11 protein-coding genes and 1 pseudogene are annotated in these 14,283 nt (G+C 53.5%); 9 read left to right on the top strand and 3 right to left on the bottom strand.

The window, feature by feature from the left end; genetic code table 11:
• Positions 1–41: 41 nt before the first annotated feature.
• Entirely contained in the window at positions 42–1,385 is a 1,344-nt protein-coding gene (locus JOY50_RS03525; RefSeq protein ID WP_243054775.1) for an MATE family efflux transporter, read from the bottom strand.
• Positions 1,386–2,393: 1,008 nt separating this feature from the next.
• On the opposite strand from JOY50_RS03525, the gene JOY50_RS03530 reads away from it, so the two are divergent.
• A complete protein-coding gene (locus JOY50_RS03530) occupies positions 2,394–2,675 on the top strand; it encodes a hypothetical protein (protein WP_243054776.1) in 282 nt (93 codons plus the stop codon).
• A 43-nt stretch (positions 2,676–2,718) separates the two neighbouring features.
• Here the strand turns inward: JOY50_RS03530 and JOY50_RS03535 are convergent, their stop codons facing one another.
• A complete protein-coding gene (locus tag JOY50_RS03535; RefSeq protein WP_243054777.1) occupies positions 2,719–3,069 on the bottom strand; it encodes a hypothetical protein in 351 nt (116 codons plus the stop codon).
• Between the two features lie 594 nt (positions 3,070–3,663).
• Here JOY50_RS03535 and JOY50_RS03540 point away from each other — a divergent pair.
• From JOY50_RS03540 to JOY50_RS03575, 8 genes are all read left to right on the top strand, one after another.
• Positions 3,664–4,209 carry a MarR family winged helix-turn-helix transcriptional regulator gene (locus JOY50_RS03540; protein ID WP_243054778.1) on the top strand — a complete coding sequence of 182 codons (546 nt, stop codon included), beginning with the start codon at positions 3,664–3,666 and terminating at the stop codon, positions 4,207–4,209.
• Between the two features lie 779 nt (positions 4,210–4,988).
• Entirely contained in the window at positions 4,989–5,894 is a 906-nt protein-coding gene (gene tsx / locus JOY50_RS03545) for a nucleoside-specific channel-forming protein Tsx (RefSeq protein WP_405045962.1), read from the top strand.
• A gap of 34 nt (positions 5,895–5,928) precedes the next feature.
• Positions 5,929–7,113 (top strand): MFS transporter, encoded by a 1,185-nt coding sequence (locus JOY50_RS03550; RefSeq protein ID WP_243054780.1) that lies wholly within the window; start codon positions 5,929–5,931, stop codon positions 7,111–7,113.
• 179 nt (positions 7,114–7,292) lie between these two features.
• Positions 7,293–8,345 carry an adenosine deaminase gene (add, locus tag JOY50_RS03555; RefSeq protein WP_243054781.1) on the top strand — a complete coding sequence of 351 codons (1,053 nt, stop codon included), beginning with the start codon at positions 7,293–7,295 and terminating at the stop codon, positions 8,343–8,345.
• A gap of 96 nt (positions 8,346–8,441) precedes the next feature.
• Positions 8,442–9,395 carry a PDR/VanB family oxidoreductase gene (locus JOY50_RS03560; RefSeq protein ID WP_243054782.1) on the top strand — a complete coding sequence of 318 codons (954 nt, stop codon included), beginning with the start codon at positions 8,442–8,444 and terminating at the stop codon, positions 9,393–9,395.
• A 29-nt stretch (positions 9,396–9,424) separates the two neighbouring features.
• Positions 9,425–10,636, top strand: a complete 1,212-nt coding sequence (locus JOY50_RS03565) for a cytochrome P450 (protein ID WP_243054783.1) — start codon at positions 9,425–9,427, stop codon at positions 10,634–10,636.
• Between the two features lie 59 nt (positions 10,637–10,695).
• Positions 10,696–12,147 carry an aldehyde dehydrogenase family protein gene (locus JOY50_RS03570; protein WP_243054784.1) on the top strand — a complete coding sequence of 484 codons (1,452 nt, stop codon included), beginning with the start codon at positions 10,696–10,698 and terminating at the stop codon, positions 12,145–12,147.
• A gap of 80 nt (positions 12,148–12,227) precedes the next feature.
• On the top strand, positions 12,228–13,748 hold the full coding sequence (locus tag JOY50_RS03575) for a class I adenylate-forming enzyme family protein (RefSeq protein ID WP_243054785.1): 1,521 nt from the start codon (positions 12,228–12,230) through the stop codon (positions 13,746–13,748).
• A gap of 244 nt (positions 13,749–13,992) precedes the next feature.
• On the opposite strand, the pseudogene JOY50_RS03580 reads toward JOY50_RS03575, so the two are convergent.
• Positions 13,993–14,157, bottom strand: a pseudogene (locus tag JOY50_RS03580) (alanine:cation symporter family protein); the annotation flags it as partial.
• Positions 14,158–14,283 lie beyond the last annotated feature (126 nt).

A 14,283-nucleotide genomic window follows, 5' to 3' on the forward strand; every position in this document is an offset into this window, starting at 1 on the left:
AACTGTGTTGAAGAATGCGAGGCGCTGATTATGACAAACATCTAATGTTCATGCGCCCAATACCTGCCACGGCGGTTGACGGTCACGGCAGTGGCGATCGAAATCAGGGCTACCAGCGCGTTGCCGCACCACAGGCCGAGCATGACACCGCTGGCACCGTAGGCTTGCGCACCCACCCAGATGAAAGGCACCGTGCCCAAGGTGGCGCGCAGCCAGGCATAAGCCGGCACCCACCAGACCCGCCCACGGCTGATGAACAGCGAAATCGCGATGAAATCCAGGCCGATCAACAGCCACGGCCCGGGGCCGAAGCGGCAGAGCTGTTCGACCAGATGCTGCCCGGGACCGGACAGCCCGAACTGTGGCCCCAACCACCCAGACACCAGTAGCAGCACAGCCCAGACCGCCAGCCCATGGCCTAGCACCACCTTGCAGGCGCTGCGCAGCGTTGCCTGCACACGCAGGCCATCGCCGGCGCCGAGGTTCTGCGCGAGGATCGGGACCAGCGCGCCCGGCAGGGCGAAATACAGGCAATAGGCGATCTGCAGGACGCGGTCCATCAGCGCCATGCCGGCCATGACCGAAACGCCGAAGGTGGCCAGTTGCGCCATGGTGTAGGTAAGCGCCAGCGGCATGGCCAGGCTGCCAAGGGTGAAGGGCAGGGCGACGCGGTTGATTCTGCCGCCGTACAGGCGCAGCAGGCGCCAGCGGATCCTGGCGGTCAGTCCCACATGCCGGTGCAGTTGCTGTAGGCCAAGCAGGGCGCCTGTTGCCGCAGCAAGCAGGCAAGACAGGCCGGCACCCCACAGCTTGAAGTCGAGCACGAAGATCAGCAGCGGGTCGACGACTGCGAGGCACATGGCTGCCGCCAGTACCACGGCCAGTGCCCGCACGCTATGCCCGCAGGCACGTAGCCCCTGGGCAGCGGCCTGTGTGATGGTCATCAGGGGTGAGGCCAGCAGGGTCATGGCTATGAACTGGCGGGCAACGCCGGACGTTGGGGCATTGGCCCCGAGCAAACCGGCAAAGAAACCCAGAAACAGCCACTGGATGAATGCCACCAGGGCCGAGGCCAGTGTCGCCAGTATCAGCATGTGTGTAACCAGTGCCGGTAACGAGGCACATGCACCTTGGCCGACGCGACGCGAAATCATGGTGCCTGCGGCGACGATGATGCCGGCTACCAGGCTGGAGTTGAAGAACGCCAGTGTCTTGGCAATGCCGACGGCGGCCACCAGCGCCTCGTCCCGCAGCATTGCGATGTAGGTGAGTGTCAGGATGTCCGTGAGAAATATGGCGAGCAGGGCGAGGGCGCTGGTCGATGACATCACCAGCACATGGTGGCCAATGACGCCGCGGGTAAAAGTGGTGGTCGGGATCTTCATGTGGATTCGCCAGCGGGCGGACCAGCTCGATTCTGAAGGGGGCTCACAAGCTGTCGGGGTCCCCAAAGAACATTTGGACAGGTCTCTAGAACGCAGGCTTCAGCGCGGAAAATGGAATATGTGCCCCCAATTATGCCCCCAGTCCCGCTTGGTACGCGGGCGACCGTGATTGGCGAATTCTGACGTGAAGCAGAATGGCCGCCCACGGTTTTCAGTGTACGTCAGGCTCGGCTTGCGTGGGAGGGTGGTTGGGTAGCTGGTTGCTCAGCGCGGGGTGCCAAGCACCTGGTATTACTACACCGCGTTCCTTCGCTGGCAGCTGCGGGCTACGATCGCCGGCGGGATGTCCAGAGTCTTGTGCTGGTACCCTCTGGCGTGTTGCTTTCCCACTTGGTCGAAAAAAGCATTGAGCTGATATTTTCGGGTTGCCAAAACGCCGCTTGCATGGTGTGCAAGGGGTCGAGTGTTCGAATCACTCCGTCCCGACCAAACAACTCCAAAGAATCCAGTCACTTAGCGGTGACTGGATTCTTTTATGGGCGATGAAAATCCAGCTCACGGGGAAATACCCCTACTCGGAGAGAGCGCTAAATCCGCGGCAAGCCCGAGCGGGCATAAATCAGAAAAACATTTCGGCGTTGCTCTAGGGCGGCATTTCGGCTTCGCGAAAGCAAAAATGTACCCGCATAAGTACCTGCTGATACCCTCAGTGGGATGCGCAATCGAGAATGGCGATTTCTGACAGCTATCGAGGTGGTGCACACTGGATTTCAGTATACCTCCACGGCGTGGCAGAACCTGTCCGACTGCTCGAGAACTATCGTTGATGGCGACGCTGTCTTCCGGTACGTTGCGGCGCATGGAATCAAGGATCGTCAGGCGTTCCCTGGTCATGGTCGGCGATTTTCCCTTTCCTGGAGTCTTTCTCTAACGTCCTGCGCAGTTCGTTTCTCCGGGGACTTCAGCTTCCAGACCCTGAGGCGCTCGTCCGGATCCGTCAGGCCTGTATTGAGCAGTGACGGCGGTTCTACCGGTGTCTTCGAGGTCGAGGGGGGAGGGGAAGGCTTTGTGACGGGAAAAAACATTGTCAGGCAATGGCCGGCATTGCCTGACAATGCTGCGTTACGCCCGGAAAACCTGCGCGAAATGGCGACGAGCCTCGGCAAATCTCCGATCAAGGGTACTTTTGCTAAGGCCGCTCACTCCCGGGAAACGGCGGGTGATTTCTTCCACCAAGGCCGCTTGGCCGGGATAGATGGATTGCACTTGGCCGCCTTACGTTTTTCCTAGCGTGGCCTCCAGCATGGCACCGACGATGGTGTTGTGCATTCTCTCAGAGGCCTCGGAAGGAATACCGCAGGCATCCAACCGTTCTGACAACTCTCTGTTGCACCTCAAAAGCGTTGCCGTTTCCTCGGTAGTTACTGCGAGCTCTTTGGCGCAGCTTTTCAATGGTGCGCTGGGAAGCGTCAATTTCTGCTTCCTGCACCAAATGAGCGTTCAAGCTGACGCATCCTGAATGATGAGGATTTGGAGGAAACAGGAATGAGGGTCTCTGATCAGGAAAAGTACGCACGAACCAGACCAGTAGGTCGGCACGCCGTACCTCTTCTTGGTAGGCGGCAAGATCACACCACAGCATCGCGGCATCAATAGGGTGATAAGAGCTTCTTATTGAATTCATGGCACACAGCCTCCAGCTGCGTTCATCCTAGAATCGCTGGCGGGGCCTCAATGTAAGACCTCTGTCGAGCGAGCCGGGGGTCCGAAAAATCATTTTTCGAATCCAATGATGGTGACATCGATACCTAGGCTCGGTTCCATGCTGCCATTACTTACTGCGGCGGGTTTTGATATTAGTTAATGCTATGTGCTAGTCACGCTTAATTATATGCTAGTGGTGCTTGTCGATTAAATGGCAAGGTGAGTTTTTTTAAAGGGTCAAGCTCTGACCTTAATTTGGGAAAATTGTTATAAGGATCAGGTATAAGCTTATGGTGTGAATTGTTAACTTATTCGTCTAACGATAGCGCTAAAAAAGTTTAGGGTAGGGGTGAGGTACGGCTATTTTCAAACACTAATCACGGCGAATGGCTCGAGATTGAGCCAGCGAGGGCTCCGGTCCAATCGTGACGATACGGTGATCACAAAGGCGCGGTTGCTAATACCTCTAGCATAGGGAGCCACCAAAACCTGGATATCGAGTTTGTGACCACCCTCTAGCAGAGACTCCCATTATTCTATAAGATCAGCGGTCAATCTGCAGCGTGAGGACAGTATGAGTAAATTGAGAAAGGAGCTTATCGAACGCTGCGAAGATAATGATGTCGTCGGGTTTATCGACACCGCCTTGGATATCACAGCGAGCGATCTGCCAGCCATCGACATCCCGGCAAGTCGCCTCGTGCTCATGCTGATCCGGATCTCTGATGCGCTCCTCTACGATCTGGAGGCCGCAGTGCAGCGGCCAGAAGGTATCAGCTCATCTGGTTTCCATCTGTGCTGGATCTTATGGCTGATCGGGCCAGCAGAAGCGTCGACTGCTGCATCGCTGATGGGCGTGAGCCGCGCAACCATCTCTGGTATATCCAATACGCTCGAACGGTCGGGTCATCTGGCTCGGACGCGCCATCCGAATGATGGTCGTTCTGTCATTCTCAACCTCACGCCTTCTGGTAGGGCAGAGTTTGAAGCCATCTTCGTCAAGACCAATGATCGCTATTGCACGTGGGTGAGCGCGCTCACAGGTGACGAGGTCTCAACCTTGGTAGGTTTGCTGGCTAAGCTTGCTGAAGGTGGTCAGGATGCCAAACGTCGTAAGTAACCCAGGGTGAGATCGACTTTGGTGTCTTCACGTCTCCCCTACTTTTCAAGGCAGGCACTCGACCGACCTTCGACCCAGACGGTAACACTTTCAAACTGCAGGCAACCAGGCTTCACCGGATCGCCAGCATCATCCCAAATCACGTCCTAGAGCGCTCCGTCACAACAGCAGTTGTGATGCATCTATATTGTGACGACGCAAATTGCTGTCGTTTCTCAGCCCAGGGCAAGTCCATGAACTGATTCAGCGTCGCCCGGCGCAATCCAACTGTGTACATCAGTAGCAATACCCGAATTCACATGCGCGTTTCGGAGCTCGGAGCGACATCCAAGTGATGGGTAGTCCACTCTGCTCCCAGTTTTCAGTTCCAGGCGCATTGAGGTCCGTTGTCGGTCCATCTACGCCTTGGCGGCCTGCGTACTGTGGCATTTCGGGGCATTAGCACCGATTCAGTGCGCACCTCTTGCTCCATGAGCAAATCATCTTCCCCGGACGGCGCTTTCCAGGCCACGGCAACGCGTTGGCATGCAAACTGCTTAATGCCTTAATCACATGGTTAAGGCCTTAACTATATCGGGGGTTTGCTAGCGGAGGTGTGGTGAATGCGCAACTAAGGTCTGGAAAAAAAATAAAAATGGTCTCGCCCGTGTCTAGGGCGGCTTTTGTAGATCCATCTTGGTGATTTACTCATGTACGAAATCAATGATCGTTTTGGTTTGAGTGGTGCTGCTCCATCGCGAAGCGTTCGGGTAATTCATGCTGGCGTTCTCGTAGGTTTGATGAGTACTTTGGTAACCGCTAGTGCGGTTGCTGATTCAAGGGTGAGTGAGGACTTAGCCAGTACGAGCGCCCAAGGCCAAAGTCTCGACCCGACACTCACCACCGAAGAGCGCACCCCGCCTAGTCGAGACTTTTTCTCACACAGCGTAAGTGTCGTGGGTTCGAGTAATATCAAGTTTGGTCCCAAGCCTGTTGACGACGTTTATGCTGAGTATGAGTACTATGGCAGAACAGGTGTTCTCGAGTATTACGGTTATATCGACCTGCCGAAAATTTTCGGTGTAGGAAACAAGAACGATCACGGAGCATGGGACGACGGCTCGCCATTATTCATGGAGCATGAACCCAGAATATCGATAGACGGACTCGCCGGGCGAAGCTTCGCATTCGGCCCATTCAAAGAGTTTTATGTGGCGTTTGACTGGTTATATGACCATGGCGATACGTCGCAGAGTAGGTCGAATGTCTTGTACTCCGGGTTGGGTACGGATATTGAAACCCGCAGTCCGCTGAATCTGTCCTTCAATCTATACGCCAAACGCAACTGGGAGAATTACAGCGCCGCCACCGAATACAGCTGGGACGGATACCGCGCTCAATTCAACTACAATTTACCCGTTGCAGATTTTGGCGGTGGTCGTTCTTTGAGTTACTCGGGTTACACCAATTACGATTTTGACTCGAAAACAAAAGAAAAGCAGGGAGGCGCATACGCCGATAATTCGTTGGTGTTGGCGAACCGGTTTACCTATCTGGATGGGCATTTTCAGGTGATGCTCACGGCTTATTACTTCCACAATAGCAGTTACTACCGAGATGGCGCGGAAATCGATTACGGTGATGGACCGTTCAAAGCTAACGCTGATGGCATAGGTTATACCGTCGGGCTTGGTTATAAATTCTAAAATTTCCTATAATGAATAGAGCTGGGGAATGATAATGGCTATTGAACAATCGGTCCGGTACCAGGCAACGCTGGCGCAACGCCTTGCAGGCTTGCTTTTGCCATGCTTCGCTTATTTTACCATCATGGGCATACCCATGATTTTCAATGCGATCATTGTAAAGTTCAATGTGGACAGTGCCACTGCAACAATTGCCACCACTGCTGAAATTGGCTGTATCTCTCTGCTGACCTTATCGGTATCAGCCATCCTGGCTAAACTGCGTCCTCGCACGACAATGATAGTTGCGGTGAGTGTGTTCTTGGCTGGCGAAGTGATCTCGATACTCACCGACTCCTTCGCTGTCGTGGTAGCGGCCAGGGCGTTAGCGGGCGTGGGTAAAGGGTTATGTATTGGCTTGGGTCTGGCAAGCCTCGCTCAGATGCAGGGTGGCATTAAATTCCTTTCTTGGGTGGGGGGTGTGACTGCGCTGATTACATGGCTGGGCTTCCTTGTGGTGCCTGCACTCGAAGGCACGCTGGGGATGACGACCATTTTCCAGTTCAATACCATTTTGGCAGTGATTGCCCTGCCACTGGCTTTCATACTGCCTGGCACAAAAATTGAAAAGCTTGCAGAAAAAACGTTCTCGCAAGGTTTCAAAGTTGACGCGAGCAACGTAGCAGTATTCATTCTCTGCCTGCTTGCCAGCGTGGCATGCAGTTCGGGGTGGATCTACCTCCAGCAAGTCGGCGAGGCTAACGGTCTGTCTGCACCAGCCGTAGGTCTGTGTGCATCTGTGGCCACACTTGTATCCGCGATCGCGCCCTTTATCGCTACCGCCATTTTCGCAAAAAATAAATCCGTCTGGCCGATGTTCATTGCCACTACTGTCTTGGGCGTGTGCATGCTGGAATATGTCAAAACTACGGTAACGGGGTGGTGGATCACTGTCATTGTGATGTCGACGATCTACCTGTTCTTGATGGCTTACGCCCGCATGTACTCCGCTTACATTGACAGTACCGGCAGGTCGACCGCCGCAGTGGGGAGTGCAGACTCTCTGGGGTTGCTTATCGGCCCGATGGTAATTGCCGCTTTCACGGATCTGAGCCAGGGCTTCGGACAACTCGGTATCCTGGGTGCCAGTCTGCAGTTTGCATGTGTGTTGCCGATCCTGCTCCTGATTCTCAGGCAGCGGAGGGGCGTCGCGTCGAAGAAAATCATCGAAACCCACTAGAAATAGCTGCTCTCCAGCTTACTCTGACCACTGTAAGTGCCGAGATAGACACGTTCAGGCGCATTTGCGAGAAAAATAGTAAAGGCCTTGACTACATTTGCGGTTTTTGAGAATGTGATGACTTAACGGCTAAGGACAGCTGTTGAGTTGTTGAAACTGTCAACTCGTTAGGTGAGACCATGAGTCCTGTTGATGAAAAGAACGAATTGTACGAACTGGTGAAAGCCCTTCCAAAAGCAGAGTTGCATCTGCATTTGGAGGGCGCCATGTCTGTGCGTACCCTGATTGAACTCGCGCATAAGCACGGTGTACAACTGCCGCCCGATGTCCATCCTGCTGTCGTATTTGATTTCAAAAACTTGGATGATTTCATTCGCGTGGCGAGTTTGACATTCTCGGTGATGTTGGATGAGGATGATTTCCGGCGGACAACCTATGAAATGCTGAGGCAGTCGGCCAGCCATGGCGCAAGGCATGTCGAGTTCTTCTTCAGTCCATCGTCACACCCGGTCATGTCGTATAAATCCATGATGGATGGAATAATCATGGGTATGAATGACGCGCGTCAGGAATTTGGTATCACGTCCTTCGTCATCCCTTCGCACAATCGCATGCTGGGTGCTAAAGCGGGACTCGAGTTCTTGGATATGGTGCAATCGTATCGAGTTCCCGAAGTTGTGGGTATCGGCCTAGAGTTCGCAGAACATCCCTACCCACCTGATGAGTACCGTGAGCTTTATCAGGCAGCGGCTCGTGCAGGCCTTCGCCTTACGGCACATGCCGGTGAAGACGGGCCAAGCACCTATGTGCGCAGTTGTGTTGCAGTGTTGGGTTGCGATCGAATTGATCACGGTTATCACGTTGTAGATGATGAAAATCTACTTTCTCGCTATAAGCACAGTGGCATATGGTTTACGTGCTGCCCAACGACGACACGGCACACGACCATCTGGAAAGACCCTTCTGACCGATCACATGCTATTCATGCCATGCTTGATGCAGGCCTGAATATCATGATTAATACGGATGACCCAGGTTTTTTTCAGTGTGATCTCACAGGCGAGTACCTGTCTTTAGGTCTGCCGGTTGAAAACATGGTCAAATTGGCTGTCCGTAGTATTGAAGCTTCCTGGCTTGACGACAAAACTAAATTAGCGTTGCGCGCCGCTTGGGAAGAAGAAGCACAGGCTTTAGTGAATAAATACAACAAATTAACGTCGGTGAGCGTGTAGCGCTCAGCTGGCCCTGTAGCCCAATGGTAGTCATTGGGGGGTTGGGGGCTTAGTTGTGCCGCTGTGCCAGGCGTGAAGTCTAGATTGAGGTGCGTCATGCAGAATTGGCTTGAAGTAAATGTCGTCGAGAAGTGGCAGGAGGCAAGTGAGGTATATTGCTTCATCTTGTCGTCCATGCAAAATATTCAACTGCCCCGTGTCGACGCGGGCTCGCATATTGATGTAGAAGTTGCACCCGGGCTCGTGCGCCAATACTCTCTTTGCCAGTCGCCTGATAGCCCTAATTATCAAATTGGCGTCCTCAACGACCCCAACTCCCGTGGTGGTTCCCGAGGGATCGTCGAAACTATCGGGGTGGGGTCCACGCTGCGAATTTCGGTACCTCGAAATCATTTTCCTTTAAATGTGGAAGCGGAACACTCGATTTTGATCGCGGGTGGCATTGGTATCACCCCGATTCTTGCCATGGCCGAGGCACTGCAGCGACAGGGCAAGTCATTTGAAATGCATTATGGCGCTCGCTCGCAGCGCTCTGCCGCATTCGTCGATCGCTTGAACTCAAGCTTGGTCAGCGGTGCTGTTAATTATGCATTTGATGAAACCGGTTCAACATTGGATTTGAAGAGCGCGTTGGCAAATCCCTCCTCAAGTGTCCATGTCTATGTGTGCGGGCCTGCTGGGCTTATCGAGGCGGTGCTGGCTACTGCAAAAGATTTAGGTTGGCAGGATGAATGTATACATAGGGAGTTTTTTGCTGCCGCTATCGACTCATCCGTGGTCAATGAAGCAGCGCGGGTCACGGCTTTGCGTAGCGGGGTAACCATTGAGGTAGGTCCAGACGAGAGCATTGCAACTGCTCTGATCGCTGCAGGCGTTGAGGTGCCTGTTTTCTGCGAGCAAGGTGTTTGCGGATCATGTTTGACCCGGGTCCTGGATGGTATTCCTGATCACCGGGATCAGTTCCTTTCGGATACTGAGAAGTCTCACAACGATCAGATGCTGGTTTGTTGCTCCAGGGCCAAGACAGCCAATCTTGTACTGGATTTATAAACACGGCTTGCGGAAGGGGAGCATATTAAATGAACGATCTGTTGGTTACGGCTGAATTGCCGGTAGTGACTTGGGCAAGCGATGGAGATCTCGGCGAGGGGGAGGCGCTGTTAGCCACTCTTGACGCATGCCGATTGGAATCGTGGGGCGCACGTAGTATTCGGGGCTTTGAAATTTTTCGCTATGCAGAAGCCTCGAGCATCTTGCGCAGTAGGGATTTTGCCTCTCCGTTCGGTAAGTTGAGTGAAAATTCCGGGCTGACACCAGAGGACGGGTGGATCTATCACCATATGGGGAGCACCCTCGCAAACGTGCAGGGCCCTGCTCACGTGAAGCTTAAGAGTATTTTCTTAGAGTTTTTCGGCCCCCGTGCAATTGGGCGCTGGCGTTCGCACGTCCGGGATATCGTACGCTCACGGGTCAAAATCTCTGCCAAAGAGGGGGCGCTGGATCTTGCCCGGGATGTTTGCCTCGTACTGCCCGCGTACCTCTTCTGCAGGTTGATTGCTCGCCCCGATGAAGATGCGGCGTTTTTAGCCCATACCTCAGATGAGATTCTTACGATCTTTGATCAGGATCCGAAAAATCGAGATCGTATCATCAGCGCCGGCAATCGACTGAAAACGTACACCGAAAATCTAATTGCCGAGCGCACCTTGAATCGAGGCGACGACCTCGTATCCTACCTGATTGGCAAGCGGGAAGAAGGTGCGCTCTCCCACGACGAACTCGTGAACAATGTCGCCATGCTGTTGGAGGCAAGTGTTGATAATACGGGCAACCAGTTTGCGTTGACGATGCATCATCTGCTATCGGTGCCTGAGCGTTGGCAGCACATCAAGGACAACCCGGGGCTCATTAAAAATGCCATCGATGAGTCGATTAGGATCACGCCTAAAGTTACCACCATCAATCGTATAGCAAACATTGACACCGTGGTGAACGGCGTCAGTATTCCCGCGGGTTCATGGATCTCTGTGTCCATATTAGGCGCTCAACGTGATACGACGGGTCTGCCTGAAGCTGCACGCTACGACCTAGGCCGAGTTAGCGAGCGTCCTCACCTCGTCTTTGGGGGCGGCGTGTATATGTGCCTTGGTATGCTACTGAGCCTCCTGGAGCTTGAAGAGGGTATCGCTACACTGGCGGAAGAATTCCCAGACCTGGCTTTGATTGCACCGCTGGAACAAACGTTTACTGCCCGTAACATCACAGTGCAGTCTTTGAAGGTAACGATTTAATCGATTGATCAAGTCGACCTGAATTTAGCTGTTGGAAAACGCCCCTTGAGAGAACAAAAATGACTCTAATCTCTGAATCCTTCCCAACGCTTTTGCTGCCTAAAACCCAATTCCCATTATCGATTGATGGCAAATTAGTAAGCACTGTTGAAACCTCGCATGTGTTGAACCCAGCAACCGAGCAGGTGCTGACCTCTCACTCGGTGGGTGATGTTGATACGATGCGAGAAGCGGTGGCCGCTGCGCGCAGTGCTTTCGAGCGCTGGCGGCATGTGCCAGGTGAGGAGCGGCGAGCTTGCCTCTCACAGTTGGCAGATCTCATCGAGAACAACAAAACAGCATTCATGAATCTCCTCACACTCGAACAAGGGAAGCCTCTCAAGGGTGCTGAGTGGGAGATTGGAGGGTGCATCCACTGGCTGCGTGAAGTTGCCAACCAGACGCTGCCGGAGTCCCATCGACAAGATGGCCAAGGATCGGTGATTGTCACTCGTCATGTGCCACTAGGGGTAGTCGCAGCAATCACGCCATGGAATTTCCCGTTGTTGCTCGCCATCTGGAAGATCGCCCCAGCTTTGGCTGCGGGTAACACCATTGTTGTGAAGCCGTCACCTTTCACCCCCCTTTGTACCCTTTGGTTTGGTGAATTGGCACAACAGGTATTGCCTCCGGGAGTGCTGAATGTCGTCGCGGGCGGCAACGAACTGGGGCAAGTCCTCACCGAACACCCTGATGTCGCGAAGGTGGCATTCACTGGCTCCACTGAGACCGGGCGCAAAGTGATGCAAAGTGCTGCTTCAAACCTGAAGAGAATCACCCTGGAGCTTGGGGGTAACGACCCGGCGATCGTTTTACCTGACGTGGATGTGGAGGATGCTGCGCAAAAACTGTTCTGGGCGGCATTCCAGAATAGCGGTCAATTCTGCGTCGCTACCAAAAGGCTATTCGTGCATGAAGCGATTTATGATGAATTTGCCCAAGCGCTGAAAAGATATGCTGAGACAATTCGAGTGGGCAATGGATTGGGAGCGGCCACCGACCTGGGGCCCATCCAGAATAAAATGCAGTTTGATAAAGTGTGTGAGTTGATAGCACACAGCAAACAGCAAGGACTCAAGTTCCTGACAGGTGGAGATGTCCCAAGCGCGCCAGGCTACTGTATCCCAGTCACCATTGTCGATAACCCGCCTGACAACGCTCGCTGTGTCACTGAGGAAGCGTTTGGGCCACTGCTACCACTTCTGAAATACAGCGAATATGATGAAGTCATTCGTCGAGCGAACGATACACCCTTTGGTCTGGCGGGCTCCATTTGGGGGCGGGACTTGGTGAAAGCCCAGGAACTGGCTGCACAGATTCAGGCTGGAACAGTCTGGATTAACCAAATTCACCAGTTTTCGCCATGCACGCCTTTCGGGGGGCATAAGCAGTCTGGATTCGGTATAGAGAATGCCTTGGATGGTCTTGCAGAATATACAAATTTGCAGACACTGATGGCGCGTGAATATTGATCGGTTGGATTAACATCGTCGCCAGGAAGTGGCTTCCTGGCGACTGCTGCATTAGCTATGGAAAATAAAAGGTTCATTTGATGAAACCAATAATTAGCTTGCTGACGATCAACGCTGCCCAACGTTTCGGAGCCTCTGTCGCGCTTGAAACCGATGAGGCGACCCTGACGTTCAAGGAAGTAGACGATCTGGCAGGCCGTTTTGCTAGCGGGCTCAGCGAGCGTGGCATTGGTCGGGGTGATCGCGTAATTCTCCATCTCCCAAATGATTGGCAGTGGGTGGTTGCATACTATGCGATTGCTCGCGTCGGCGCGGTTGTCATACCCGCTAACTTTCTACTGAGCACCGAAGAGGTCGCCTACATCGTTGCCGATTGTCAGGCCAAATGCTTCATCGGTCCTTCAGAACGTTGCGCCAGGCTCAGTGCAGTTGTAGGTGAGAGCACCACGCTCACGTGTCTGATTCACGCGAATGGATCACAGAAAACCTCAATGCATCAAGGGGCTTTAACCTTTGATGATCTACTTGCGTCTAAGGGGATGCTGCCTGTCGATCTGGAGCCGGGCGATCTATGGACAATCGCGTACACCTCTGGAACGACAGGTGCCCCCAAAGGGGCGATGTTAACGCATGCAGCCGTTTTCCACAGTATTGCTCACTCTTCAACGATTCATGTCAGAAGCGAAGGTGAGCGAGTAATCAGCGCTTTACCTTTCCCACATGTGTACGGCAACGTCGTCATGAACTCATGCTTCTTGGTAGGCATGGCGTTAATAACTACCAGAAAATTTGAGGTTGATTGGGCTTTCCGAAAAATACAGGAAAAGAAAGCCACCCTGTTTGAGGGTGTGCCGACCATGTATCACTACATGATGGGGCACCCGGAGGTTGGGGATGTTGATTTCAGCTCGCTTCGTCGCTGTACGGTAGGCGGCCAAAGCATGCCGGTTTCTAAGGTCGAAGAAATTACCGAAGTATTTGGCTGCCCCCTCCTTGAGCTGTGGGGCATGACAGAAGTGGCGGGGCCGGCCACCACTCATTCACCGTACCTCCCCTCTAAACCTGGTTCTGTCGGTATGCCTTTCCCCGGGCTGGAGGTGCGCGTTGCCGACTGCGCTGATCCTGGGCAAATACTCTCCCATGACCAATCGGGGGAACTGCAGTTACGCGGTGTAACGGTAATGCTCGGCTATTACAACAACAAAGACGCGACCGAAGCCAGTATCTTGCCCGGCGGGTGGTTGAGAACGGGTGATATCGCAACTATCGACGGGCAGGGGTATATTTACATTGTCGACAGGCTCAAGGATATCATCATTACTGCTGGGTATAACATCTATCCTGCGGAGGTGGAGCAGGCATTGGCGAAGCATCCGGCCGTCGCCCTGTCGGCTGTTGTTTCTGTAGCCGATGTTATGAAAGGTGAGTTGGCGAAGGCTTTTGTGGTGTTGAGGCCGAGCATGAGCTGCTCGGAGGAAGAGTTGATGGCTCACTGCAAACGTGAACTGGCATCTTATAAAGTTCCAAGGATCATCGAGTTCATCGAGTCTTTACCAGTGACCTCCACGGGGAAGATTCTTCGCCGTGCCCTGCGAGGTTAAAGCCACGGTGAGTAGTGCCGTCCGGGTAGTCATGGTGAGCATTGCTCAGGTCGATGCAGAGCCTTTCTCGCGCAAATGCAGATCTGCGGTGAAGGCGGTAGGCTCGCATTCACGTTGAACCTTGGCAATGCAGGCAATGGGGCCCAGTAGCGCGCCCCATCGCCATAGCCAGGTTTAGCGGTGGCTAAACACAACTGCGGTCATCTAACGGGGCTGGGGATTGTTCAGCCTAGACACCCTGATCGATAACCGCAGCGAGTGAGTTCTGGGTCAGAACCAGACCGTCACCGGCACAGCCGGTGGTGTAGAAGCCGGATAACAGGATCACCAGAGCAGTACAGGTACAAATGACGAACGTGTCGAAGAACACGCTAAACGCCTGTACCACACCTTGAGAAATTGGTTGTCTGAATCGCCCCTGGTTTCGTAGACACCTCCAAGCCTCATAATGAGGCCCAAATAGGAGGTGCCATGAGTCGTCAGCGTTACCCTGAAGAATTCAAGATCGAAGCGGTCAAGCAAGTGACCGAGAAAG

It is taken from the genome of Pseudomonas sp. BP01 (assembly GCF_022760795.1).
GTDB lineage: Bacteria > Pseudomonadota > Gammaproteobacteria > Pseudomonadales > Pseudomonadaceae > Aquipseudomonas > Aquipseudomonas putida_Q.